25 protein-coding genes are annotated in these 24,733 nt (G+C 61.6%); 14 read left to right on the plus strand and 11 right to left on the minus strand.

Annotated features, from left to right (window positions below; translation table 11 throughout):
- Positions 1–122: 122 nt before the first annotated feature.
- Positions 123–467: a hypothetical protein gene (locus tag ACFPFW_RS08345; RefSeq protein WP_114958552.1), complete on the plus strand. Its 345-nt coding sequence runs from the start codon at positions 123–125 to the stop codon at positions 465–467.
- 721 nt (positions 468–1,188) lie between these two features.
- Here ACFPFW_RS08345 and ACFPFW_RS08350 read toward each other — a convergent pair.
- Positions 1,189–1,914: a Crp/Fnr family transcriptional regulator gene (locus tag ACFPFW_RS08350; protein WP_114958554.1), complete on the minus strand. Its 726-nt coding sequence runs from the start codon at positions 1,912–1,914 to the stop codon at positions 1,189–1,191.
- A 237-nt stretch (positions 1,915–2,151) separates the two neighbouring features.
- Here ACFPFW_RS08350 and ACFPFW_RS08355 point away from each other — a divergent pair, with 237 nt between their 5' ends.
- Positions 2,152–2,382: a DUF6894 family protein gene (locus ACFPFW_RS08355; RefSeq protein WP_114958555.1), complete on the plus strand. Its 231-nt coding sequence runs from the start codon at positions 2,152–2,154 to the stop codon at positions 2,380–2,382.
- Between the two features lie 7 nt (positions 2,383–2,389).
- On the opposite strand, the gene ACFPFW_RS08360 is transcribed toward ACFPFW_RS08355, so the two are convergent.
- Both ACFPFW_RS08360 and ACFPFW_RS08365 read right to left on the minus strand, forming a co-directional pair.
- Positions 2,390–3,118, minus strand: a complete 729-nt coding sequence (locus tag ACFPFW_RS08360; protein ID WP_114958556.1) for a Crp/Fnr family transcriptional regulator — start codon at positions 3,116–3,118, stop codon at positions 2,390–2,392.
- Complete coding sequence (locus ACFPFW_RS08365) at positions 3,115–3,336, minus strand: DUF6894 family protein (protein WP_379771437.1); 222 nt, start codon at positions 3,334–3,336, stop codon at positions 3,115–3,117. Before ACFPFW_RS08365 ends, ACFPFW_RS08360 begins: the two co-directional genes overlap by 4 nt.
- Positions 3,337–3,774: 438 nt before the next feature.
- Between ACFPFW_RS08365 and ACFPFW_RS08370 the strand changes: the two genes are divergently transcribed.
- A complete protein-coding gene (locus ACFPFW_RS08370; protein ID WP_114958557.1) occupies positions 3,775–4,563 on the plus strand; it encodes an SDR family NAD(P)-dependent oxidoreductase in 789 nt (262 codons plus the stop codon).
- Between the two features lie 24 nt (positions 4,564–4,587).
- Here the strand turns inward: ACFPFW_RS08370 and ACFPFW_RS08375 are convergent, their stop codons facing one another.
- The 7 genes from ACFPFW_RS08375 to ACFPFW_RS08405 are packed head-to-tail and all read right to left on the minus strand — an operon-like array spanning position 4,588 to position 12,271.
- Entirely contained in the window at positions 4,588–5,724 is a 1,137-nt protein-coding gene (locus ACFPFW_RS08375) for a CgeB family protein (protein WP_114958558.1), read from the minus strand.
- Positions 5,721–6,815 (minus strand): CgeB family protein, encoded by a 1,095-nt coding sequence (locus ACFPFW_RS08380; protein ID WP_379771440.1) that lies wholly within the window; start codon positions 6,813–6,815, stop codon positions 5,721–5,723. Before ACFPFW_RS08380 ends, ACFPFW_RS08375 begins: the two co-directional genes overlap by 4 nt.
- Positions 6,815–7,933, minus strand: a complete 1,119-nt coding sequence (locus ACFPFW_RS08385; protein ID WP_114958560.1) for a CgeB family protein — start codon at positions 7,931–7,933, stop codon at positions 6,815–6,817. Before ACFPFW_RS08385 ends, ACFPFW_RS08380 begins: the two co-directional genes overlap by 1 nt.
- A gap of 2 nt (positions 7,934–7,935) precedes the next feature.
- Positions 7,936–9,075: a glycosyltransferase family 4 protein gene (locus tag ACFPFW_RS08390; RefSeq protein ID WP_114958561.1), complete on the minus strand. Its 1,140-nt coding sequence runs from the start codon at positions 9,073–9,075 to the stop codon at positions 7,936–7,938.
- Complete coding sequence (locus ACFPFW_RS08395) at positions 9,072–10,139, minus strand: NAD-dependent epimerase/dehydratase family protein (RefSeq protein ID WP_114958562.1); 1,068 nt, start codon at positions 10,137–10,139, stop codon at positions 9,072–9,074. Before ACFPFW_RS08395 ends, ACFPFW_RS08390 begins: the two co-directional genes overlap by 4 nt.
- Entirely contained in the window at positions 10,136–11,242 is a 1,107-nt protein-coding gene (locus ACFPFW_RS08400; protein WP_114958563.1) for an NAD-dependent epimerase/dehydratase family protein, read from the minus strand. Before ACFPFW_RS08400 ends, ACFPFW_RS08395 begins: the two co-directional genes overlap by 4 nt.
- Before the next feature lie 9 nt (positions 11,243–11,251).
- On the minus strand, positions 11,252–12,271 hold the full coding sequence (locus tag ACFPFW_RS08405; RefSeq protein WP_114958564.1) for a UDP-glucuronic acid decarboxylase family protein: 1,020 nt from the start codon (positions 12,269–12,271) through the stop codon (positions 11,252–11,254).
- Between the two features lie 298 nt (positions 12,272–12,569).
- Between ACFPFW_RS08405 and ACFPFW_RS08410 the strand changes: the two genes are divergently transcribed.
- The 11 genes from ACFPFW_RS08410 to ACFPFW_RS08460 all read left to right on the plus strand — a co-directional run bounded on the left by ACFPFW_RS08410 (position 12,570) and on the right by ACFPFW_RS08460 (position 23,792).
- Positions 12,570–13,676 (plus strand): inositol-3-phosphate synthase, encoded by a 1,107-nt coding sequence (locus tag ACFPFW_RS08410; protein WP_114958565.1) that lies wholly within the window; start codon positions 12,570–12,572, stop codon positions 13,674–13,676.
- A 109-nt stretch (positions 13,677–13,785) separates the two neighbouring features.
- Positions 13,786–14,289, plus strand: coding sequence for a DUF1003 domain-containing protein (locus ACFPFW_RS08415; protein ID WP_379770263.1), 504 nt, complete (start codon positions 13,786–13,788; stop codon positions 14,287–14,289).
- A 75-nt stretch (positions 14,290–14,364) separates the two neighbouring features.
- Entirely contained in the window at positions 14,365–15,375 is a 1,011-nt protein-coding gene (locus ACFPFW_RS08420) for an MDR/zinc-dependent alcohol dehydrogenase-like family protein (protein WP_379770266.1), read from the plus strand.
- On the plus strand, positions 15,375–16,406 hold the full coding sequence (locus ACFPFW_RS08425) for a Gfo/Idh/MocA family protein (protein WP_114958566.1): 1,032 nt from the start codon (positions 15,375–15,377) through the stop codon (positions 16,404–16,406). Before ACFPFW_RS08420 ends, ACFPFW_RS08425 begins: the two co-directional genes overlap by 1 nt.
- 351 nt (positions 16,407–16,757) lie before the next feature.
- Positions 16,758–17,735, plus strand: a complete 978-nt coding sequence (locus ACFPFW_RS08430; RefSeq protein ID WP_379771443.1) for a polysaccharide pyruvyl transferase family protein — start codon at positions 16,758–16,760, stop codon at positions 17,733–17,735.
- A complete protein-coding gene (locus ACFPFW_RS08435) occupies positions 17,726–19,141 on the plus strand; it encodes a Coenzyme F420 hydrogenase/dehydrogenase, beta subunit C-terminal domain (protein ID WP_379770269.1) in 1,416 nt (471 codons plus the stop codon). Before ACFPFW_RS08430 ends, ACFPFW_RS08435 begins: the two co-directional genes overlap by 10 nt.
- Positions 19,142–19,317: 176 nt before the next feature.
- Positions 19,318–19,905 (plus strand): histidine phosphatase family protein, encoded by a 588-nt coding sequence (locus ACFPFW_RS08440; RefSeq protein WP_379771446.1) that lies wholly within the window; start codon positions 19,318–19,320, stop codon positions 19,903–19,905.
- The gene (locus ACFPFW_RS08445) at positions 19,902–20,693 is read left to right on the plus strand and encodes a TIGR04290 family methyltransferase (protein ID WP_114958569.1); all 792 of its coding nucleotides are present in this window, start codon (positions 19,902–19,904) and stop codon (positions 20,691–20,693) included. Before ACFPFW_RS08440 ends, ACFPFW_RS08445 begins: the two co-directional genes overlap by 4 nt.
- Positions 20,690–21,628, plus strand: coding sequence for a beta-xylosidase (locus ACFPFW_RS08450; RefSeq protein ID WP_114958570.1), 939 nt, complete (start codon positions 20,690–20,692; stop codon positions 21,626–21,628). Before ACFPFW_RS08445 ends, ACFPFW_RS08450 begins: the two co-directional genes overlap by 4 nt.
- Positions 21,629–22,200: 572 nt before the next feature.
- A complete protein-coding gene (locus tag ACFPFW_RS08455) occupies positions 22,201–23,337 on the plus strand; it encodes a hypothetical protein (RefSeq protein ID WP_379770273.1) in 1,137 nt (378 codons plus the stop codon).
- Positions 23,334–23,792: a cytochrome P450 gene (locus tag ACFPFW_RS08460; protein ID WP_162799797.1), complete on the plus strand. Its 459-nt coding sequence runs from the start codon at positions 23,334–23,336 to the stop codon at positions 23,790–23,792. The genes ACFPFW_RS08455 and ACFPFW_RS08460 overlap by 4 nt, the downstream gene beginning before the upstream one ends.
- Positions 23,793–23,892: 100 nt before the next feature.
- On the opposite strand, the gene ACFPFW_RS08465 is transcribed toward ACFPFW_RS08460, so the two are convergent.
- Entirely contained in the window at positions 23,893–24,699 is an 807-nt protein-coding gene (locus ACFPFW_RS08465) for a Crp/Fnr family transcriptional regulator (RefSeq protein ID WP_162799798.1), read from the minus strand.
- Positions 24,700–24,733: the final 34 nt, after the last annotated feature.

Below are 24,733 nucleotides of genomic sequence, written 5' to 3' on the forward strand. Positions count from 1 at the left end.
CGGACCGATTTTGCAGCTGGCGGGACTTTTCCGGCGTTCTGACGGTTTCCGGGGAAGAACGCCCGCGTCGATCATCGATCGGGCGCGTCGCGTGCTTCGTTACCTTTTGAATAGGCTATCCCATGAACGTCCTTATATCCGCACTGTTCGTTTGTCTGGCGGGCGCGGCGATGGCTCAGGAGGGCGACACCAGCCCTCGCCAGAAGGCTGCTCCGCAGGAGGAGGCGATGTGGAGTTGTACGACCCAAGTGGAAGAGATGAACCTCCAAGACAATGAACAGAAGAAGCAGTGGATGATGGCGTGTCTTACCGGGATTGCCGGAACACCTCCGGGACCGGGCAAGGTGCCGGAAGAACAGCAGGCCAAGATCTGCACGCAGCAGGCCGACTATTTGAAGCTGAGCGGCGGCGAGCGCGATAACTGGCTGAAGGCTTGCAGTGAACGCAACTCGAAGCAGCCAGGGTGATGCGATGTCGCCTGGCCGCCTCGAGTAGGCTGGACTGAAGGCCGTTGTGACCCGGGCCTTGGGCGATGGTGAGCTTCAATCAGAGGCCTTCGCGCATCGCCGAGGCGAAACGCTAACGGACATGAGGCCGGTCAAAAGCTCTCAGCTCTTCAACGCGGGGAGCCGGTCCGTCCACGAGCGTTGAATGGAAGGCTCCTAGCTCTAGGGCAGTTTCTTTGAACGGCCGCGCTCACGGGTTCTTACCATCCCCAGTCCCTATCTCTGTTCCGGTCATGAGCGGTAGCGAACCGAGCGCACGGCGGGTGAACCTTTGATTGCGTGCCCGGATTTCTCGATTGGCTGGAGAGAGGAGACGAATCCAATGACGAAGCTTTTCGCAACGACTTTTGCACGAGAAGAGGGCTCCGGTCCGCGAGGGCCGTGGGGCGCGTCTCGTTGGTATGGAGTTGCGCCATGGGCGGCGAAATAACAATTCACCATGAACTGACGTGCCACGATTTAGCTGCGATAGCGATCGTGAACCAGATAATCCGCGCCGGAGCGGCTTACGGCCTTTCACCCTCTGAAATTGCGGAAGACATCAGAGCGCATCGCGCTCTGAACGTCTCCAGCGTGTCCGTCGAGAATCTGGAGGATACGGGCGGGTATCGAGTCTGCGGCTGCGTCGTTCTCAAGCGAACGCTGAAGTAATTGGCAGAGGCGTCAAGCCTGCCAGCTCAGTTTATATCAGGTGCAGATAGGTGTCGTCGAAGGTAGCTGCGCGCTTCAGGCCGTTCCAATCGGTGATGTTCAGGTGGCCTCTGTCCCAACGGATCAGGCCATCCGCTCTCAAGGTCTGCAGGGTGCGGTTGATATGAACGGTCGAGAGACCGAGCGCATCGCCGAGCTTTTCCTGGGTGATCGGCAGTTCGATCTTATGGCCGTTGGACAAGCCCACCGCACTGTAGCGGACGAAAAGCTCGCAAAGGAAATGAGCGATCCGGCCGTACGCGTCGCGACGTCCCAAACCGGCCATCCATTCCCTGAAGATGGCCGCGTCGATCAAGGTGTCGCGCCACAGCGCATTTCGAATCCGGGGATGTTCGTCGATCAGGCGGTTCATCGTTCCGTGGGGCACGAATGCCACGCTGCTCTGCACGACCGTCCCGATGTTGTGATCCATGACCTGCAGGTGAAGGCTCTGCAGATCCGGGATATCGCCGGCTATGTGGAACGAGAAGATCTGCCGCTTGCCCTCGCCGAGAAGCTTGTAGCGATAGAGAAGGCCGTCGAGCAGGATGCAGCATTGCGACGGTCGATCATGATCGCGAGCAATGTCCTGGTCGCCCCTGATTGTGCGTGCCACAAGCGGCAAAGATGCGAGCGCGTCGTATTCTTCCGGCGAGAGATTGAAGATGCTCTCGAGCTTACGGATCAATGGATAAATCAGCGATAAATGCAGCGACATAGCCTCTCCCAGCCGGGGAGCGCTATGCCTCGGTCGATCAGATGACTTTACAGATCGTGATCAGCGACCGCGCTAAACTGCATCTGGTTCTTCCATTAACATGGAGCACGTCGTCCGATTATCATTGGCTTTTCCGAACTCTTTTTTTTTGGTCCTTTTGCCCTATGATTTGCTCATCACCGTGATCAATAGGCGCCGGTGACTGAGAGACATCGTGCTCCCGCCGGGGGAGTGTAGATGCCGCGCTATTTTTTTCATGTCGTCGACCATTCATTCACGATCGATGACGAGGGGACCGAACTTCGCGATATCGAAGCCGCCCGGGCTGAAGCGATCCAGACAGCCGGCGAGATTCTACGGCATTCACCCCGCAATGTCTGGGATGGTTCGGAATGGCAGATGCATGTGACCGATGAGACCCGCCAAACCTTGCTGAAGCTCACGTTCAAGGCCGAGAACCTGCAATAGCCGACGTCTAACGCGGTTCCCGAATAAGATTGAGGTAGAGTTCGGAGAACTCGCCGAGATCCTGCAGACCTTGCCAATTGGCGATCGTCACGATGCCGTTCTGCCAGCTTACGAGCTTCCGCTCGCGAAGTTCCTTCAGCACCCGGTTCACGTGAACCGTCGAGAGCCCAAGCGTATCGCCAAGCTCCTCCTGCGTCAGCGGACAACGGAAGGACCATCCATCGGTCAATCCGACCAGCTGAAGGCGGCAGAACAACTCGCAGATGAGATGGGCCATGTGCGCGGTGGCCGAGCTTCGGCCCATCATGGTCAGCCACTCACGATGAATCGCGGCGTCGATCAGCGTGCCCAGCCACAACAATCTCGCTAGGTGCGGCTTCTCTTCGGTGATCCGGAGAAGCGTCGCATGCGGAACCAGTGCCAGCTCGCACGCGGTCAACGCCATTACGCCGTGATCCATCGTCTTCAGCAGGAAACTGTGCAAGTCGACGAAGTCGCCCGGCACATGAATAGCCGTGATCTGCCGTCGTCCGCTGGGCAAGATCTTGTACCGGGCGGCAAAACCTTCCACGAGGAGACTAGATTCCCGAGGACGATCGGCCTCTCGAACAATGTCGTCATCAGTGGCAACGCGCCTTAGCCTGGCGATGCTTCCTGCCAGCGTTTCCTTTTCGTCAGCAGAAAGTCGATCCCGTTGTTCCAGTTTGGCAATGAGCAAGTCAACAGGGGACGTCATTCGCGATGAGTCGCTTCTAGCGAACGCGACAGAACCGGTCGCTCTCCTTCGCCGACGACTTCGACGGACAATGTTTGTCTGGGCTTCAAACGTCCGTCGTGATCACGGACCGTCTCTCCCATCAGGATGACAGCCGTCCGCCATGCTTCATCGCCGTCCTTGAATTCCTGGGGCTCAGGATCTGGCGGAAGCGATAAACGAAATCGGTACGTAGGCATTGCGTCCGTTGTGTCAGGATAAGCCGGTCCGGCAATTAACCTACGTTGCTTGTTCGAAGTTCCGTCAGCGGTCACCGCCAAACGGTCGAGTAGTCATACAGAAGCTATGTAGTCGCGCCCGCGTGACTTCATCTTCGTCCCAGGACGCGGGAGGGCTCGCTGGAACGGCTGCTCCTGAAGCGCGACGGCTTGGTACGCTTTAGCTCGCAACCTGATGTGCCGCTTTCGGGTTAACGACAAGAGCGGCCGCCATCCGGCCTCTCCATGGACGCCTCGGCAGGTTCGCAGCCTCACCTGTGCGAGGCGTCCAACGGAGAATGGTGCTGACTGAGCGTCCTTGTTCCGCATCGGAGCAGATTGCCTGAGGTTGGAAGATCAACTCTCCCGGTATCCGGCCCGGCCAAGCCGATGTTGAGAAAGCGCAAAGGGGTGCCTGTCATGCCGCAACGCCCGCTTGCTGTCGTCACCGGAGCCTCGTCGGGAATTGGCTTCGAACTCGCGAGATGTTGTGCCGAGCACGATATGGATCTCGTCGTCGCAGCGGACCTGCCAGAAATCGAGCAGGCGGCGCACGAGCTTCGGAGCACAGGCGTCGAAGTCACTCCGCTCAAGGTCGATCTCGCGCTTACCGACGGTGTGGACCGCCTTTGCGAAACTATTGGGGGGCTGAATCGCCCGGTCGATTGCCTGCTCGCCAATGCCGGGCAGGGCCTTGGCCACGCCTTCCTGGATCAGGATTTCGAAGCGGCCCGAAAGGTCGTCGATACCAACATCACAGGCACGATCTACCTCATCCACAGGATCGGGCGCGAGATGCGGATTCGTGGGGAAGGTCGTATCCTGATCACCGGCTCGATCGCGGGCTTCACGCCGGGCTCGTTCCAGGCGGTCTACAACGGAACGAAGGCCTTCATCGACAGCTTCTCCTTCGCCCTGCGTGAGGAACTGAAGGACTCCGGCGTCACCGTCACCTGTCTAATGCCTGGCGCGACCGACACCGAATTCTTCGATCGAGCCGAGATGGCGGATACCGCGGTGGCGCAAGGCAAAAAGGACGACCCCGCATTCGTAGCCCGCGTCGGGTTCGACGCCATGATGGACGGGGAGGGCGATGTCATCGCCGGCTGGAAGAACAAGCTGATGAGCGCGATGGCGAACATCACACCCGCCGGCATGCTGGCTGGCCAACACCGCAAAATGACCGAGCCAGGTTCCGGCCAGAAGTGACGGACGTTCGCCGCCAGACAGCGGTCAATCGATGCTCGCCAAACTCTCGTCGAGCTCCTTGACTCGAACCGAACTAAGTCGCCGTCCCGCCGCCGACCGCGCCTCAGTCAGGCACGACGCGAGTTCCGCCGCACGGGCTCTGCCGGTGTGACTTTGGAGTATCCGACTTCGTGCGTTGATCGCGAGGCGCACGCGCTCGGCATCAGTATTGCCCGTGATCGCTCTGACGACATCTTCCGCGCCCGCCGCGATGATCGCGGCCTCTCCTGCGGGCAGCAGCTCATCCAGCCCCGGCCAATAATCGCTGATGATGGGGGTTCCGCACGCGGCCGCCTCGAAGAGCCGGACGCTCGGAGACCATCCCGCGGCGATCATGTCCGCCCGCGTGACGTTCAACGTGTAGCGCTGCCTGGAATAGAACTCCGGATGACGTTCAGGCGGCAGGTGCTCGATGCGATCGACATTCGCCGGCCAAGCGATGGTCGAAGGATATTGCGGCCCGGCGACGACGAAACGCCGGTCCGGCAGTTTTCGTGCCGGTTCCAGAAGCAGCCTTTCGAGCGTCGGTTGCCGGTCGTCGCTATAGGTGCCGAGATAGCCAAGATCCCAATTTGCTGGCTCGTCTGCAGGCCGATAGCGCTCTTCATCCACCGAGCAGTAGAGCGCCTCCGCGCGTTGGGCGCCGAACTCCTGCTCCAGCCGCCGCAGGGTAGGGCCGCCGGTGAACGACAGGTAGAGATCGAACCGTGGGATGGCGGTCCGGCTGACATATTCCTCCTCGCCTCGCATGAGCTTGGCGAGCGTGACGGGCGTATCGATGTCGTAGAATGCCGTGACGCCGCAAGCGGTATCGAGGACATAGTCGGCGATCGCCACTCCATCCGGCACATAGGAGCCGAGAATGACCGCATCCGCCCGAGCTATCTCGCTATCCCAGCGGATGAGATCGCCCCGGTCGTTGTAGAGGCCAAGTTCGCAATATTCCGGCCGAGGAAGGTCCCGATGGTCCGCATACCAGGGAACATCGCGCTCGAGGAAAAGAACGTCATGGCCGAGCGAATGGAGTCCGCGAATGAGTGAGCGATAGGTCGTCGCGTGGCCGTTCCCCCAGGACGACGTGATCGAGAGTCCAAGAAAGACGATGCGGAGAGGAGTGGTCATGCGGCGTTCCCACGTCGCTTCGCCGCGAGGCCCGACCGCAGCAGTTGATCGACCTCGGCGGCGCGATTGGTATAGGTGTGGTCACGCAGAACCCGAACCAATCCGCGCTGTCCTATCGAACTGGCCTGCTCGCGAGTGAGCGTCCGCATGATCTCCGTCACGTCGTCCCCGTCGCGCGCGACGAGGACCTCGGCGCCGGGCTCGAGGAACATCTCCAGACCCGTCCAGGAATCGCAGATCAGGCAAGCGCCGGCGCCGGTGGCCTCGAAGACCCGTGTCGGTGGAGAAAAGCCGTTCTCCGCCATGCTGTCCCGATTGATGTTGAGGATCGCCATCGGCGAGCAATTGAAAGCATTGTGGTCGGCCGTGCCAACATGGCCAACATATCGCACGTTGGCGGGCATGGCCTTGTCGACCCAACCCGAGCCGCCCAGGAGAAAACTCCGATCCGGGAGGGCAGCGGCCGATGCCAGGAAGAAGTCCTCCACCCGCTTCTCGCGGTCCGGCAGACGATTGCCGAGAAACGCGAGATCGGCGGCAAATCGCGCATTCGCCATGACGGGATGATGGGTCTCCGGATCCAGCGCATTGTAGATCGGTCGGCAGGCAGCTGCACCGAGCGCGGTATAGGCCGCCACGACGGGCTCGCCGCCTCCATAGGTGAACACGGCGTCGAGTTCGTGGAGTGCGCGCCGGATGGGGTGATCTGGTTGCGGGCGAATTTCGGAGAGTGTCGCGGGTGCATCGACGTCCCAGAAGATCCGCAGGGCGTCTGGTGGAGCCGCGGCGACCAAACCTGTGATCAGCTCGTTGTCGAAAACACCGACACCGCTCGCCTTTATGACCACATCCGCGTGACGCGCTTCGGCAATGACGGAGGCGACGGCATCTGCGCTGGCCGGATAGACCACGACCTTGCACCAGTCCGGCGGGTCGATGTCCCGGTTCTTCTGTCGGTCGTAGGCATCGGGTTCATAAAAGGTGATTTCATATCCGCGCCGCGCCAGCTGTTTGAGCAAGCCTCGATAGTAGGTGGCGGCGCCATTCCAGTACGAGGAGAGAAGGCTGGACCCGTAGAAGGCGATCCGCATCATGCGTCCTCCATGCTCGTTGGAACGGGAACGCTCCCGATGTCGGCCAGGATCGCCAGCAGCTCCTCCACGCGATGGCCGCAGGTATGGCGGGCCAGAACGGTCTCCGATCCATTGCGCGCAAGGCTCGCGGCCAAATCGGGATCGCTCAGCACCGCCTGCATGTGTTGCTTCATGACTTCGCCGTTGCGCGCGAAGAGGAAATCCTCTCCCGGGCGGAAAAGGCCTTCGCAATCCGACCAAGGCGCCGAAATCAGCGGGATGCCGCAGGCAAGCGCCTCAAACATCCGGATGGTCGGGATTCCGGGCAGCGATTGACTGTAGGGACGGCGCGGCACGTGCACCGTGAATCGATGCCGCGCATAGGACGCGGCTACGTCGACACTGGGAATCCAGCCGCGATAGGTCAGACCGGCAGCCGTCAGCTTCTTCAGAGCGCTCTCGGGATAACGAACACCATGAACGGTTCCGGTGAGCTTCAAAGCCTTGGCCGGCTCGATCAGGAAGGAGGAAAGCTCCTCCTTGCGCTCATCATCTCCCCAATTGCCGACCCAGATTAGATCGCGCTCGCGGCCGATCTCCGCATGCGGATGGAACAGGCGCACATCGGCTGCTTCGTGCCACGTGAAGACGCGGCGTCCCCATCCGCGCTTCAAGTAGATCTCGCGGAGCACCTCGCCGAAGGTCAGGACCGCATCGTAGCCGTCGAGGTCGAGATCCGCGATCTCTCGCTCCAGTGAGATCGCGCGATGATGGGTATCGTGGAAAAGAAGGGAAAAGCGCGCGCCATTTCTGCGGAGGCGCCCCAGTCGCTCGACCAGCGCCGGCGAGGTCCACTCGTGCACGATCACCACGTCGGCGGAGGCCAGCGCCTCTTCGTGATCGAACTCGGCACCATAGGTCTCCACCCTCAATTCCGGGAAATCTCGACCAAACCTCGCGGCCGCCTGCACGCCTTGGTTCTTGATCAGGTTCTGCCGGCTCCAGCCATCCTCGGGCTCCAGAGCCAACGTGCGATGGCCACGCGCTTCCAGTTCTCGCAGCACACCCCGCAGGAAATGCGCGTTGCCATGGTTCCAGTCGGATATGAGGGAATGGGTGTAGAGGACGATTTGCATTGTCACTCCGCCGGGATCGGGGAACCGCCAACCCGCTCACAGACCTCCGCATAAGTCTTCAGCATGGCTTCAGTCTGAGCGTGCAGGTGATATCGCGACGACCGCAGTCGGGCTTCGCGACCTAGACGCAGACGCTCGCCCGGATCCGCAGCCAGCCGGTTCAGTTCGTGTGCAAAGCCGCCGGAGTCCAACGGCGGCACGAACAGCGCGGCATCGCTCCAAAGCTCGCGGTATGTCGGGATGTCGGAAAGAACAAGTGCCGCGCCTGCGCGGGCCGCTTCCAATACGGCGAGGCCGAACGGCTCATACAGTGTGGTCGACACGAACACAGGCGTCTTCGACATCATGTCATGCATGCCCGAGCGCCCAAGTGTTCCCAACGTCCGCATATTGCGGACCGTACCGGCTGTTTCGCCGCCCGGTCCTTGGAGGTCGCCGGCCGCCAGGATCGGCCACCGGCATTGCGATGCGGCCGTATCAAGCGTCGAGATGTTCTTTGCGGGGTCCCACCAGCGGGCAGCGGAGAAGACGAATTCTTCCTTCGTCATCTCTCCGGGAAACCAGGCGGCGGAGCCGTTATGGATAACCTTCAGGCGCTCGATGTTTCCGTAACATTGCTCGAGCGCGCGGGCATGGGAGCGGCTCGGCGAGAGCACGGTATCGGCACGCTGAAAACCTTCGGCGGTGACCTCCCGATGCCACATCCAATACTCGGGAAAGGCATACTTTGGCCGTACCGCGCGCCACCATGTCTCGAAGCAGGAATGCGAAGCTGCGACAACCGGCCGGCCGGCTTCGATTCCGACTGCCTGCGAGGGAAGGTTCAGATGAAACACATCGACATCGCCCTTGTCGGCGAGCCGGTTGAGTGTGTCGGATATTGGAGCAAGCGGCGATCGCTTGTCGGCCATCCAATCCAGTGGGTGTTCCGTCCAGCACAATTCGAGGCCAGGGATGGCGAGCGCCTCGGCGTTCTGGCTGCTGCTCGGTGTTGGGCCGAAGCCGACCAGAAGCACGTCGACGCCGCCGAGCGACAAGGCCCGGCATAGATCGATCCCGTAGCGCCAGACGCCTCCAACCGCGTCGACAGTCATGAGAACGCGGCGCGGACCCGCGGGCGAGAGAGACCAGCGCGCGTTCATGCAATGAGCCTCGCCGGAGCGGGCCGATTGGCCTTCCGGATGACCTCGCCGTGATCTTCGATCCACGAAGCCAGGTCGCGCAGACCTTGTCGCCAGCCAATCGTCGCGGACCAGCCGAGTTCGCGCGTCAGGCGTCGCGTGTCGGCCACGAAATAGAGCTGATCACCCGGGCGCCAGTCGGCGTAGGTGGCCATCACCTCGCGTCCGAGAAGTGCGCGAATTTCTTTCAGCAGAATACGCAGGCTGACCGCATTCGATGGCCCGCCGCCGAGGTTGAAGGCGCGGCCGCTGCATCGATCGATCGCGTTCAGAACGGACCGGTAGGCCTGGACGGCGTCGGACACATGCAGGACATCGCGCACCTGCCTTCCATCACCGTAGATCGTGATCGGCTCGCCGGAAAGCGCGCGAATGAGGAAATGCGCCACCCATCCTTGATCCTCGGTGCCGAACTGGCGCGGGCCGTAGATGCAGCTCATGCGCAGAACGGCGGTCTTCAAATCAAAGGTTCGACTGTAGTCGACAACGTACTGGTCGGCGACACCCTTGGAGCACCCATAGGGCGTAGCGAAATCGAGCGGTTGAGCCTCCGATATCCCGAATTGCCGGACATTGTGGTCGAGGGGTTCGTAACGATCATCGGCGCTGGTCAATGCGGTCTGGCCGAGATGTCCGTAAACCTTATTGGTGCTGGCGAAGAGGAGCGGGGTTTCTCCGCGCTTTCGTCGGAGCGCTTCGAGAACGTTGAGCGTGCCCTGACCATTGATGGAGAAGTCTTCGAGCGGCGCTTCGAGACTCGAGGTCACGGCTACCTGGGCCGCGAGATGAATGACCGCGCTCGCATCAAGCACAGCTTCGTCGACGGCCGTTGCGTCGCGGATGTCGGCGATCACAGCCCTCACGCGCGCCCCATGCTTCTTTCGAAGCCAGGCCAGATTGGTCTCCACTCCCTGGCGCGAAAGCGCGTCGAAGACGATGACATCGTGCCCGTCGCCCAAGAAGCTGTCGGCGAGATTGCAGCCAACGAACCCTGCGCCGCCGGTGATGAGAACAGGTCCAGTCATGCCACGAGGCCTCTGGTTTCAAGCTCCCGTTTTGCATCGCGGACGCGGTCTGTCGCTTGCTGGCGGGCGACCCATTCGGCGAGTTCGCCGAGCTTGTCGGAGAGCTTGTAATCGGGCCGAAACCCAAGAATTCGCTCGGCCTTGGACAGGTCGCCGAAACAGTGGCGGATGTCGCCCGCCCGAGCTTCGTTTAGAACGTCCGGCTCGATGTCGCGATCCATGGCGTGGGCCAGCATTTTCCCGACGTCGCAGATGCTGTGGGGCTCACCGGCGCCGACATTGATGACCTCGCCATTGGCATCCTGAGTGGCCATCGCCAGCCGGAAGGCTCGGGCCACATCGCTTACATGCACGAAGTCCCGCCGCTGGCAGCCATCCTCGAACACCAGCGGCCGTTCGTTGTTCAACAGGCGAGATGCGAAGATCGCGAGGACGCCGGTATAGGGGTTGGAGAGCGCCTGGCCAGGCCCGAACACATTGAACAGCCGCAGCGCGACAGCGCTCATGCCATAGGCGCGCGTGGTGATCAGTACCTGCTGTTCCTGTACAAACTTGGTGAGGGCATAGATCGAGGACAGCGATATCTGCTTCGTCTCGTCGGTGGCGGTCGGCGTCAGTCGCTCGCCGTTTGGCCCCACCGGATCCCATTGGCGCGCCTGAATCTGCTCGCTGGTACGGCCTGCATTTTCAATGCGATTGCCATCCGGCGTTACGTAGAGGCCTTCGCCGTAGACGCTCATGGAGGAGGCGACGACGATGCGCTCGACCGGACGAGCGATGACCTCCTGCAGAAGATTGGCCGTGGCGAGATCATTGCCTCCGACATAACGGTCGATCTCATACATGCTCTGGCCAACGCCGACCTCAGCAGCGAGATGGAAAATGGCATCGACGTTCCTGACTGCGGCGGCGGTGATCGCGCGGTCGCGCAGGTCGCCATGGATAAACTCGACTTCGTTCAGCACGTCCGCGCGGGGTTGGCCGCCATGCACCTGGTCGAGGAGGCTGTCGACGACGCGAACTTCGTGGCCCTCGTCGAGGAGCTGCGCGCACAAATGACGACCAATGAAGCCGGCTCCGCCGGTGACGAGATATCTAGCCATCGAATCTCCTCAGGCGCTGGCGCGGAGTTCCGCAATGGCCCGATCGCGCTCCGACCGGCCGTCAATGCACCGGGCAAACCATTCGACCGTCGGCAGCAGGCCTTCTGCCAAGGCTACTTTGGGCTCCCAGCCGAGCACCTTCTTGGCGAGCCCGATGTCGGGCCGTCGACGCTGCGGATCGTCCTGTGGCAGAGGCTCGTAGACGATTTTGCTGTCGCTCTGCGTCAGTCCGACGATCAGTTCCGCGAAATGCCGGACGGAATATTCCTCGGGATTTCCGAGATTGATCGGCCCCTTCGGCGCGGGCTCGACGGCCATCATCCGCATGAGGCCGCGCACCATATCGCTGACATAGCAGAAGGAGCGCGTCTGCTTGCCGGTGCCATAGACCGTCAGCGGCTCGCCGGATAGCGCCTGGACGATGAAGTTGGAGACTATGCGTCCATCATCCGGCTGCATCCGCGGCCCGTAGGTGTTGAAAATTCGAATGACGCGGGCGTCGACCTTGCCCAACCGGCGGAAGTCGAAGCAGAGCGCTTCGGCCGCTCGCTTCCCTTCGTCGTAGCAGGCGCGCGGTCCGATCGAATTGACGTTGCCCCAATAGGTTTCGCGTTGGGGATGCTGCTCGGGATCGCCGTAGACCTCGCTGGTCGACGCCTGCAGGAAGCGGGCTCCAAAAAGAGCGGCATGCTCGAGGAGGTTTCGCGTGCCGACGACGCTCGTCATCATCGTGTGGATCGGATCCTCCTGGTAATGAGGAGGCGATGCCGCACATGCGAGATTATAAATCTGGTCGATCTTCAGCTTCGGATGAAGCGGAGAGCAGATATCCTGTTCGATGAACCGAAAACGTTCTTCACGCTCGAAGTGCCGAAGATTGTCCTCCGTACCGGTTTGCAGGTTGTCGACGCACAAAACGCGATGGCCTCGCGCGAGCAGGATCTCGCAAAGGTGCGATCCAATGAAGCCGGCACCTCCGGCGATCAGAACGCTTTTGCGACCTGAAACGGGAACCTTCGCGACGCTCATGTACTGACTCCCTAAGAGCAGAGGCGGAGCGGCAGGCTTAGGCCTTGCCGCGAAAGAAGGCGCAGCGAGAAGCCAAGTTCCAACCAACATGTTGATGTCGAACGGTTCCGGGGCCTCACCTTGCGGGAAAGGAACGTAGCTTCTTCTTTGTTCCGTCTCGGCGGGGCTCAGTGCCGTATTGGTACGGTAGCGCACTAGCACCTCCCTCAATCGGGAACCATTGCACCCCGGCTTCTTTGTAGCTTGGTAATCGCGGCGTGCCGCGCTCATGCAACTCGCACGGTGAGGAGGGTTCGCGATGAGCCCGGCAGCTCAGGAACTAGGTTCGACTCGGGAAGTCCGATTGGCGATCGCCGGTGTAGGCAACTGCGCATCATCACTGGTCCAGGGTGTCGAGTTCTATCGTCACGCAACGGACAATGACCGCGTGCCTGGGCTAATGCATGTACGGCTGGGTGACTATCACGTGGCCGACATACGCTGCGTTGCCGCATTCGACGTGAACGCCAAGAAAGTTGGCAGGGATCTGGCTGCAGCCATTTCCGCGCCGCCAAACAACACGATCGAATTTGCCCGCGTGCCGGAGACAGGCATTGTCGTCCAGCGCGGCCCAACGCTGGACGGCCTCGGCACCTACCTAGCGGATGTCGTGGAGGAATCGCCCGAAGATCCGGTGGACGTTGCTCGGGTGCTGATGGACACGAGTGCTGATGTTCTGGTGTCTTATCTTCCGGTTGGATCGCAGCGGGCGACCGAATATTACGCCGAGCAGGCCCTCTCTGCCGGCTGCGCCTTCGTGAACTGCATTCCGGCATTCATCGCGTCGAAACGAGACTGGGCAAAGCGCTTCGAGCAGAAGCGGCTGCCGATCATCGGCGACGACATCAAGAGCCAAGTCGGCGCTACGATTGTTCACCGCGTCCTCGCCAATCTGTTTCGCGAACGCGGTGTCCGGCTGGACCATACTTACCAGCTCAATTTCGGCGGCAATTCGGACTTCCGAAACATGCTCGAGCGTCAGCGGCTCGAATCGAAGAAGCTGTCAAAAACGCGCGCCGTCACGAGCCAGATCGGATACGATCTGTCGAACGACGATGCGCACGTCGGGCCGAGCGATTTCGTGCCCTGGCTGACGGATCGGAAGTTCGCCTATATCCGCCTCGAAGGAACGAGCTTCGGCGACGTGCCGCTGAACATCGAGATGAAGCTCGAAGTCTGGGACTCCCCCAATTCGGCGGGGGTCGTGATCGATGCGGTGCGCTGCGCGAAGATCGCGCTGGACCGCGGCATCGGCGGCGTCCTCTCGGGTCCCTCAAGCTACTTCATGAAGTCTCCGCCGGAACAGGTCACTGATGAGCAGGCCCGTCGGGCGATGGAGGCGTTCATTTCAGGCGAGCGACATTAAGCGCATCACCCGACGGCTCCTCGCGCGTTGATGGTGAAAGTACGAGGTGCGCGTGGTCGGAAGCGATTGGACGGACGCAGACAGATCGCCCGAGAGCAGAGATAGTCCGTTGAATTCGGTGCTGTCGCGAAACATCGCCGCGCTGCACGGCAAGCAGGCGGAAGAGGCCGGACGCGCAAATCTGCAGGATCGCCTCGCCGAAACGATCACCGCATTCTCCGGCAGCATGGCGTTCGTCTATGTCCACATCGTGCTCGTCGCATCGTGGATCGCCGTGAATCTGTCGCTCTTTCCCGGCGTCCCCGCATTCGATCCGACATTTGTGATCCTCGCCACCTTTGCCTCGGTCGAGGCCATCTTTCTGTCGACCTTCGTCCTCATCAGTCAGAACCGCGCCGCGGCGCAGGCAAAACGTCAGGCGCAACTCGATCTTCAGACCAGTCTTCTTGCCGAACACGAGGTCACTCGTCTTCTCACTCTGACCATAGCGATCGCGAAGCGCCTGGGAATCGAAGAAGCGGAAGATCCCAATCTGAACGAACTGGAGCGCGACGTGGCACCTGAACGCGTGCTCGACGAGATCACGCGAAAGGGCACCGAGCATCATCTTTGATCAGGAAGAGGGAACGTTCCAAGCCCCGAGACGGTTCGCTGGAAAGTCACGCCATTGCGGACAGGGAGCCTTCGCATGACGGATCAGATCGAGCTCAAGGAACGCGTGTCGAACGCTGCCGATATCACCGAGATGCGTGCCGCCGTGATAACGGCCGCAGGCCGCATGGAAGTGCGTTCGGTGACCTTGCCTGCCCCTGGGCCGAACCAGGTGCGCATAAAGCTCGAAGGGTGCGGCGTGTGCGCGTCCAATCTGACGCCGTGGGCAGGTCCCGATTGGATGACGTTTCCGACCGAGCCCGGCGCTCTCGGACATGAGGGATGGGGGAGTATCCACGCGGTCGGTCGCGACGTGACGGGCCTGTCGATCGGCGATCGTGTCGCGGCTCTGTCATACAGAAGCTATGCCGAGTTCGACATTGCGGATGCCGATGCCGTCGTTCGCCTTCCCGACGAGCTTGCCGGCACGCCGTTTCCCGGCGAGCCGCTCGGCTGCGCGATGAATATCTTTCGCCGCAGTGGCGTCGAGTCCGGACATGTCGTCGCCATCGTCGGAGTAGGTTTTCTTGGCGCGGTCCTCACCCGTCTCGCGAAGAGCGCCGGAGCGCGTGTCATCGCCGTGTCGCGCCGTCCATTCTCGCTCGATGTCGCCCGCGACATGGGCGCCGATGAACTCGTCGCGATGGAGGACCATTACGAGATCAGCGCACGTGTGAAGGAGATCACCGGAGGCGCTTTCTGCGATGTCGTGATCGAGGCCGTCGGCAAACAATGGCCTCTCGATCTTGCGGCAGAACTGACGCGCGAACGCGGCCGTCTCGTCGTCGCGGGCTATCACCAGGACGGTCCGCGGCAGATCAATATGCAATTGTGGAACTGGCGCGGACTCGACGTCATCAACGCGCATGAACGCGATCCAAAAATCTACATGCAGGGCATTCGCGAGGCCGTGGACATGGTGGCGTCCGGACAGCTCGATCCGACGCCGCTCTACACCCACCGTTACCCGTTGGAGCGGCTCGATGAGGCGCTTAACGCGACCCGTGATCGTCCCGAAGGATTCCTCAAAGCCCTGGTGACGTTCTGATGGCTGAATTCGCGACCATGCCAGTTTGCGCACTTGCTCGGCCGCGCATCGGCTTCCTTGGCGTCGGCTGGATTGGTCGGCATCGGCTGGAGGGCATCCTCGATACCGGCGCGGTCGAAGTCGCCGCGATTTCCGATCCGTCGCGCGATATGGCGTCCGAGGCTCAGCGACTCGCGCCAGACGCCGAACTCGTGACGTCACTCAACGACATGCTCGACGCAGGCGTGGATGGCATCGTCATCGCAACGCCAAGCGCAATGCATGCTGCGCAATCGATAGAGGCGCTGTCACGCGGCGTTGCGGTCTTCTGTCAGAAGCCTCTCGGACGGACGGCGGAGGAGGTGAGGGCGGTCGTGGATGCTGCGCGCGCGGCCGACCGGCTCCTCAGCGTCGATTTTTGCTATCGCTTCACCGAAGCCATGCGGCGCGTTCGCGAGCTGTTGGACCGAGGCGAACTCGGGCACGTCTATGCCATCGATCTCACCTTTCACAACGCTTACGGACCTGACAAGCCTTGGTTCTACGATCCGGCGCAGTCCGGCGGCGGCTGCGTGATGGATCTCGGTGTTCATTTGGTCGATCTCGCACTCTGGTCATTGGACTTTCCCAAAGTGTTGGATGTTTCCGGGACCCTGATGGCAGGGGGCGAACGCCTGGAAGCCGCCTCCGGCCGGGTCGAGGATTATGCCATTGCGACCCTCCAGCTCGAGACCGGTACCGTGGTTCGGCTCGCCTGTTCCTGGCGCCTCCATGCCGGATGCGATGCCGTCATCTCCGCCGAGTTCTATGGAACCGAGGGAGGGGTGGCCCTCCGCAATGTCGGTGGCTCGTTCTATGACTTCGTCGCGGAGCGTTACCGCGGCACGGCACGTGAAATCCTGGCCGAGCCGCCCGACTCCTGGGGCGTTCGCGCGGCGGCCGACTGGGCAATGCGTTTAGCTAAGGGGGAGCATTTCGATCCAGCGACTGAGCGGCTCGTCGATGTCGCCGAGTGCCTGGATCGGATTTACGGGCGACCGCCGAGGCGGTGATCGTCCAAGGCCAGTGTCACCACGAGCCGGGCCTCCCGCTGTGTCCGCCGGTGATCGCTGCCGATGGGGAGCTTCGTCCGGCCTCATCGGGAACGATGCGGACCAGTGCGAGTTCCGAAAAGGCGACGCAAGACATCTCCGGGAGAGATCGCGTTGATGAGGAAGGCTCGCATCAGGGACGTCTTGGGAGTGCCGCTCAGCTGTGACGCCGGTCTCGCCGAGGAGCTTCATTCGCCGCAGAATGAAAGGCGGCAGGGTCGCGCCTCGTCACGCCGGGCTGTCGGAATTCTGACTTTTCACCGCTGCATCAATTACGGTTCCTACTGGCAGGCACGATGTCTCGTCGAAGGCCTGCGATCGTTCGGTTGCGATGCGGTCCTGCTCGACCATGACGCCGCCGAGGTGCGGAAAGCGGAATTCAGATGCGCCCTGCAGCCGCTCCTGCCGGTTTCCTCCGACGCTTCGGACGTCTTGAGCTATGCGCGGAAGACCCGCCTGTTTCTCGACGCCATCGCCCATCTGCCGCGCTCGTCCCGTTTCGACCTCCACGTGCCGGTCCTGACCGAATCTTTCGATCTGATCGTCGTCGGCAGCGACGAGGTCTGGAACCTCCATCACCCATGGTATGGCGGATTCACCGCCTTCTTCGGCCACGGATTGGCCTCCCGCAAACTCATCTCTTATGCCGCCAGTTTTGGAAATCAGGACGCAACCGACGGCTTGGCGGTCGAGTGGGCGGCACGGTTGGAACGGTTCGACAGGATTTCCGTACGCGATGAAAATTCGCGCTGCATGATCCGGAACGCTTTGGGCTTTGAGCCGTCGCTGGTGCTCGATCCGTGCCTCCAATTTCCTCCCCAGATCGCTCCCGCGGAGAACGACGAAGAACCCTATGTTCTCGTCTACGGCCATAGCTTTCCGGACTGGTTCGCCCGCCGCATTCGTGGAGCGGCCAGGGAGCGGGGATTGCGCCTGCTCAGCATCGGATATCGAAACGACTGGGCGGATGAGCAGCGCATCGCTGCGGGGCCAGAGGAATTCGCGCGGCTCATGGCAGGCGCCGCCGCCGTCGCTACGAACTTCTTCCATGGCTGCGTGTTTGCTTTCCTGAACGGTCGACCGTTGGTCTGCGTCCCCTCGGCCTATCGCAGCAACAAGATTCACGATCTGACCGCGGCGCTGGGAGCCGAGCAGCACCTTGTGGACGAGGACAGTTCCGAGCTGCAGTATTCCGCCCTTCTGGAGCTCCAACCCGAGATCGCGGCGAAACTCGCCGATCTGCGAAGAGATTCCAGCGCTTTTCTCACACACGTCCTGGAATGCGCATGAGCGCGATGTCGGCCGAGCGGTCGTTGTCGCCGAAGGATATCGTCTCGTGCGGTCTTTGCATCGGCTGCGGCGCGTGCGGCGGGATGCTGAATGCCGGGAATGCTCTCCGCTTCGACCAATACGGGCAGTACAAGCCGCGCCGTGACGCGCCGGGCTACGGCCGCCGTACCGACCGCTTCGCCAGGACATGCCCTTTCTCGCCCTTTGCCATGAACGAGGACGAAATCGCTCAGGACCGCTTTCCGGATGCGAGGCAAATGGACGAACACATCGGAGCGTTCGAAGCCGCGTTCGTGGGATACGTCGCCGAAGGTGAATTTCGGGGCTTAGGCAGCTCGGGCGGAATGGTGAGCTGGGTCGCCGCGGAGCTTCTGCGTTGCGGGATGGTCGACGGAGTTGCACATGTCGGCGGTGTCGATGGAGCGGGACATCCTTATTTCGATTACCGGATTTCCCGTGCAGTGGCCGACGTGCGTGCAGGTGCCAAATCCCGCTATTACCCGGTGGAACTCTCGGGCGTGCTTGACGAAATCCGCACCGTGCCGGGCCGCTACGCCATCGTGGGTATTCCCTGCTTTATCAAGGCGATCAACCTGGCCCGGGCCGAAGAGCCTGTTCTTGCCGAGCGGATCGTCCACACCTTGGGTCTCTTCTGCGGCCATATGAAGAGCGCCCGGTTCGTCGAGAGCCTCGCCTGGCAGATGGCCGCCGGCACCGACGAGGTGGAAAAGGTAGACTATCGGGTCAAGGACCCCAGGCGCCCGGCGAACTGGTACACTGCGGAGATCGGTCTCATCGATGGCCGCACGCGACGAAAAGACTGGTGGCATCTGTCGGACGGCGACTGGGGTGCCGGATTCTTTCAGAATTCAGCCTGCAATTTCTGCGACGACGTCGTAGCGGAAACTGCGGACATCGCCTTCGGTGATGCCTGGGTCGAGCCTTACTCATCGGATGGGCGGGGAACGAACGTCGTCGTCATCCGCTCCCTTATACTGAATGAACTGATTCAGGAGGCTGCGAGGAAGGATCGTTTGAATTTGACAGAGGTGGACGCTGATCTCGTTAGGCGCACACAGGCGGCAGGCTTCCGACAGCGTCGCGAGGGGCTGGCCTATCGGTTGACCTGGGCGCGGGCAGGTGTCTCGCCGAGGAAGAGGGTCAGGCCGTCGACGGCGATTCCGTTCCGGCGGAAGCTGACCTATCGCTGTCGGGCGGCGATCAGTTGGTGGAGCCACCGCATCTTCTACATTGCCCGCACGCTCGAACGCCCAAGGCTCTATGTCCAATGGGCCCGATTCGCGCTGTATGTTTATCACGCACTGGCTTATTCGCGCGGCTCGATGGGCGCACTGGCCGATCGCCTGGCATCACTATTCCCCAGCAGACGGGACACCGCGCTCTGAGTTTTTGATTGCCGCAGGCATATCGTCCGCTTTGGTACAAAGCGGACCCACGGTGCGAAGAACGGCGTTGACCTTCGCTGTAATCCGGAGCCCGGCGTGGTCGCGACGATCTCACGTACACTCATTCCATGCGACAATACCGGGCTTGTCGAGCTGACCGGATGGGCCCGGTGACGATGAGAATCTTCTGGGTTCGTCATGGCGTGCACGACCAGCTGGGATGGAAACTGTCGGGCCGAACGGCGGGGGTCGTGCTGGGCGATCCGGGCCTGTGCCAGGCGCGGGAAGTAGGTGCTCGGCTGAAGAAGGAGGCGATAGAGATCGTCTTTACGAGCCCGTTGGAGCGAAGCCAGCAGACGGCGCAACCGATAGCGGAACTGTGTGGTGCCGAGCTTTGTCTCGAACCGGCGATCAACGAGATCGACTTCGGTGAATGGAACGGGCGCGAGATAGCGGACCTCGATCGCAATGCTCGTTTCGTCCGCTGGAATGTCGGTCGCGACCAGGCAAGCGCGGCCGGTGGTGAATCGATGTTCGACGTTCAGGCGCGGGTTTTTCGATGGATGGAATCGATCGTGGACAGCGGCCGGCGGAACGTCGCCGCCGTCAGCCATTCCGACGTGATCAAGGCGGCGGTGATGGTCGCTCTTGGCCTCAGTCCAAGGGCACACGACCGACTGGAGATCAGCCCGGGTTCGATCACGTGCATCGCGGGCTCGGAGCTCGGTTATCGGCTAATGAGCCTCAACGAGATGCCGGCATGAAGCATTGGACGGACGAACGGATTCGGAGCCGCGTCGCTGAACTCGGCGAATGGTTCCACAATCTCGATCTGGAAGGCGTGCAGACTGCGCCAAACCACTTCCTGCACGATTATCCACGGTCCAAGTTCAAGAACTTCGCCGGTGTCCTGCCGGAGGATCTTTCCGGAAAGTCCGTTCTCGATGTCGGCTGCAACGCCGGCTTCTATTCATTCGAAATGAAGCGCCGCGGCGCCGACCGCGTGCTCGGCATCGATTTCGATGATCGATACCTCGCTCAGGCCCGGTTCGCGGCGGAAGTGCAGGGCTTCGACGTCGAGTTCCGCAAGCTGTCCGTCTATGACTTGGCGATCTTGGGCGAACGGTTCGACCTCGTCGTCTTCATGGGCGTGCTCTACCATCTGCGTCACCCGCTTCTTGCGCTGGACCTTATCCACGAGCATGTGGCGAACGATCTCTTGCTGTATCAGTCGATGCAGCGTGGCTCGCCGGCGGTAGCCGACGTTGAGGCTGACTATCCCTTCGAGGAGACCGCTCACTTCGATGAGCCGGGTTACCCGAAGATGCACTTCATCGAGCAGAGCTACGCGCACGACTGGACGAATTGGTGGGCGCCGAACGCCGCCTGCAGCGCGGCGATGCTTCGCTCATCGGGATTCGTCGTCCTCGAACACCCCGAGCCCGAGGTTTTCCTGTGCCGGAGAGGTGAGCGGCCAACGGCGGCCGGACCCGTTTACCCAGCCCGCGGTTCCGCCATGTCTGGACACGCCGAAAGGGGAGCGAACGAGTGATCGAAGCCGTAAAGATCTGGAACGAGCCGAACAACAAATCGCACTGGGATCCGATCATCGATCCCGAGTGGGATCTGTTCGCGGCCATGACACGGCTAGCAGGCACAGCCATCAAGGAGGCCAATCCCGATATCACCCGGGTCCTGGGAGGCATGTCGCCGATTGACCCGCATTTCGTTCGCCGACTTGCCGACAAGGGCGCGATGGAACACGTCGACGTGGTCGCCGTGCACGGATTTCCGTTGGACTGGAATCTCTGGATGATCGACGAATGGCCCGCCAAGATCGACGAGATCAGGCGTGTCACGGACAAGCCAATCTGGGTGACCGAATGCGGCGTGTCCTCCTTCGGATCGGAGGAGGTCCAGGCGTGGGGCGTGAAGAAGACGGCCGAACTCTTGATCGGCCGCGCGCCCCGCATCCACTGGTACAGCCTGTACGACCTGCCGAGGGCGTGGGAGGCCACCACCCGACATAAGGAGGCGGAAGGCTCATCCTATTATCGGCACTTCAGCATGGGTCTTCTGCGGGAGGACGGCTCCCCGAAGCCGGCGCTGGAGGCTTACCGCCCGTATGCCGCAGACATGGGCCTTTGCCAATGGTTCCACTTCCAGGATCATCGGCTCGACGACGCCGTTCGCTTGATGGATGAACTCGGAGTGCGCCACCTCCGTACCGGTCTGTCGTGGGCGGACAGTTTCCGCGACGGGGCGCTCGATTGGTTCGACCGACAGATGGAGGCGCTCGATAGGTTCGACACGACCGTCACCTTCTGCTTCACGCCGGAACACCGCGGCATCGAACCCCACCACACCAGCGCGCCGCAAGTCGCCGAGGAATTCGCCGAATTCTGCGCGGAGATGGTGGCCCGGTATGCGCCGAGGAGAGCCGACGCTCGCATCGCGGAACGAAGGTCGCTTCGATATGACCGCTAGAACGTGACATGATCGTCTACGGCGACCAGCGCGAAACGATCCACACCAGTTCGTTCTTCGGAGAGTTGAACCGCCGCCGGGACCATCTCTCGGAGATGCGTTCCGGTATCTCTCGGCACGCCGAGTTGGTCGGCCTCCACGTCGAGGCTGGCAGGCTGGCGCAGGGCGTCGCGGACGCCGCATTTGATCCAGAGAGAGGAGACGGGCCGACCGCGAACAATGAGCCGCTGATGGAATGGCTGACAGCGTCTGGCCGTTGCATCCTTCGGTCCTGGACGAACGGCTTCGGTTTCGAGCCGCCCCCGCCGTTTCCGAAACTCCGAGAGCTGCCGGAGCGCGTCACGCTTACTATCCCCGAAGGCTACGCGTTTCATGCGCTGCACCCGGAAAGCTACATCGAGGCGGCTCTCTCGCTTCCTCATCGTGGCGCCTCGGTTCGGGTGATCGGCGTCAGAAGCATCGGAACGAGCCTCGCTTCGCTGGTCGCGGCCGTTCTCGACTCTCCCGCACCCATAACCGTGAGGCCGACCGCTCATCCCTTCTCGCGGGAGGTGCATCTCCGTGAGCCGGCGTTGCGAAAGCTGCTCGATGGCGCGGAGCACTTTGTCGTGGTGGATGAAGGTCCCGGCTTGTCTGGCAGTTCCTTCGCGGCGGTTGGGCGTCTGATGCGCGGACGCGGGGTGAGGGCGGACCGCATCACCTTCATGCCCGGTCACGGAAACGGACCAGGCGTCGAGGCATGTGAAGAGACGAGAAGGATTTGGGCCGGCACAACCGTTCGGCCCGCCGTGCAGATACCGGACTCCCGGATCGCCGACTGGATCGCCGATCTCCTTGGCGAAAGTCTGATCGGCGTAGAGGACCTGTCGGCCGGACATTGGCGCGCGAAGCTGTTTGCCGACCCTTCGCAATGGCCGCCGATCGATCCTCGAACCGACCGTCGAAAACTTCTGGTCCGTACGGCCACGGGTGCTTACTTCGCGCGGTTCGTGGGGCTCGGGTTGTCGGGAGAACGGAAGCTCGATCGTGCTAGACGTTTGGAGCAGGCGGGGTTTATCCCCGAGGTGCTCGGCGTCGTGAACGGCTTCCTCGTTCAACAGTGGATCGAGCCGGCTTACAGTCGCCCGTCCGATCCGATGGAACTCGGCCAGTACCTTCGGGCCCGGCTGAGCTTGCCGGCCCCGGGCCTCGCCGGAGCCAGCATCGACGTTCTTCGCGAGATGGCGCTCGCCAACACCGCCGAAAGCCTGGGCGAACAGGCAGCCGGCCGGCTGGGTCGCAAGCTGAAGGGCGGCGAGTTCTTGAGGCAGGAGATCGAACCGGTCGCGATCGATGGTGCCTGCCAGCCGTGGAAGTGGTTTCGCAACGAGCAGGGGCGGATCTTCAAGGCGGACGCCCTGGACCACGACGGCGACCACGATCTTGTTGGTCCACAGCCGATCGTCTGGGATCTCGTGGGCGCTTGCATAGAGCTGGGATATGATCGCGGCGCCATGGAAAACCTTAACGAGATCGTCCTCCCGGGCAATCTGCGGCCGCGACTGGAATTATTCCTTTTCATGGAAGCTTGCTATCTGGCGTTCCGCGTTGGCGCGACACGAATGGCGGCTCGCGCGCTCGCCGGCGACCTGGACGAACGGAGGCGCATCGAGAGCGCGGAGGCGAGCTATAGGAAGCGGCTGGAGCTGCTGTGTTTCGCCGACGAGTGAGTGAAGGCCACGAATTCGCTGCGAGCGGCGAACACTTTGCCGTCGAGTGTTTCGTACAGGAGGTGCGACGCTTCTATCCTTTCTTCCCGGTGATTGGAGGCCGGGCGAGGGTGGAGAGTGATTGGCGGGGCGATAAGGTCGCGGAGGGTGACTGGGTGCTGCTCGACCTCTACGGCACCAATCACGACGCGCGGCTCTGGCAGGAGCCCGATCGCTTCAAGCCCGACCGTTTCGAGAACTGGCCTGGTGATGCGTTTTCATTTGTCGCCCAGGGAGCTGGCTACGTGGAGAAATCCCACCGTTGCCCGGGAGAAGCCGCGACCATCGCGGTCATGAAGCGGGCGGTTCGGGTGCTGACGAAACTGGATTACACGGTGCCGGACCAGGACCTCAGCGTTCCTCTCGGACAGGTGCCAACGAAGCCGGTCAGCGGATTTGTCATCCAGCCCTTCTGAGCTTGTGGCAGACCGCTACTTATTCCTGATCCGTCAGGCCGAGAGCGCGATTGTTGTCGATCGGAAGCGTCCAGGAGAGCATCTACCGATGCTCTCGGCCTTATTCTTCAAAATCGAGAGCGCGAACACTTCGGCGCGTTCCGGTGTCTTCCGTTCTCATAAATTCGTGGTCCGCCTCCGGCTGCAGCGCTTTAAGAGAAGTGGCGGCAGCATCCTCGCCCCTCCAAAGCTCCCGCAGACGATTTCCGTCCCTGAGCTGGATGCGACACCTGTGGGAGCGGATGGCGAGTTCGCCTTCGAGAAGATGTAAAGCCACGGTGATGCCGGCACGACGCACGCCCAGAAGCGACGCGAGCTGCACGTGTGACATGGCGAGGGTGTCGGTCTTCGCTCGCTGGAACGACAAATCCAGCAACCGGGCAAGACGCTGCTCGACCGTCAAATGGGCGGTTGTCAGGAGGCACTCCGCCATCTCGGTGAAGACCCGCTGAAGATAGCGGCTGATCGTGCGGTTGAAGCTGGGGCTTTCGGCTGTCAATTGAACGAACACGTCGCGCGGGACGCAGACCGCCTCGACATTGCTCACGCACAACGACCGCTGGTTCGATTTGCCTCGAAAGAGACTGCATGCAGAGACGCCTTCCAGCCCGATACAACGGGTGGCTATCTCTCGATCCAGAAGCTGCTCGATTTCAAAGACCAAGCCGGATTCAATGAAGAAAGCGAGCTGGCCGTTTGGATCGAAATCCGTCAGATCCTGGCCCGATGTGAAGCTCCGCACCTTCGAACTGGCCAGACATCTCCGAAGTTGATCGCCATCCAGCAAAGCCAGAAGCTCGTTTCCGCAGAGCTGCCCGAATGCGTTCCTGAGACCTGACGGCATATCGTATTCGGAATGCACGTGCACTAGGCGCCCTCCGCTTGAGCGTTACCCCCCCCCC

The organism is Flaviflagellibacter deserti (genome assembly GCF_042652085.1).
GTDB classification, from domain to species: Bacteria; Pseudomonadota; Alphaproteobacteria; order Rhizobiales; family Methylopilaceae; genus Flaviflagellibacter; species Flaviflagellibacter deserti.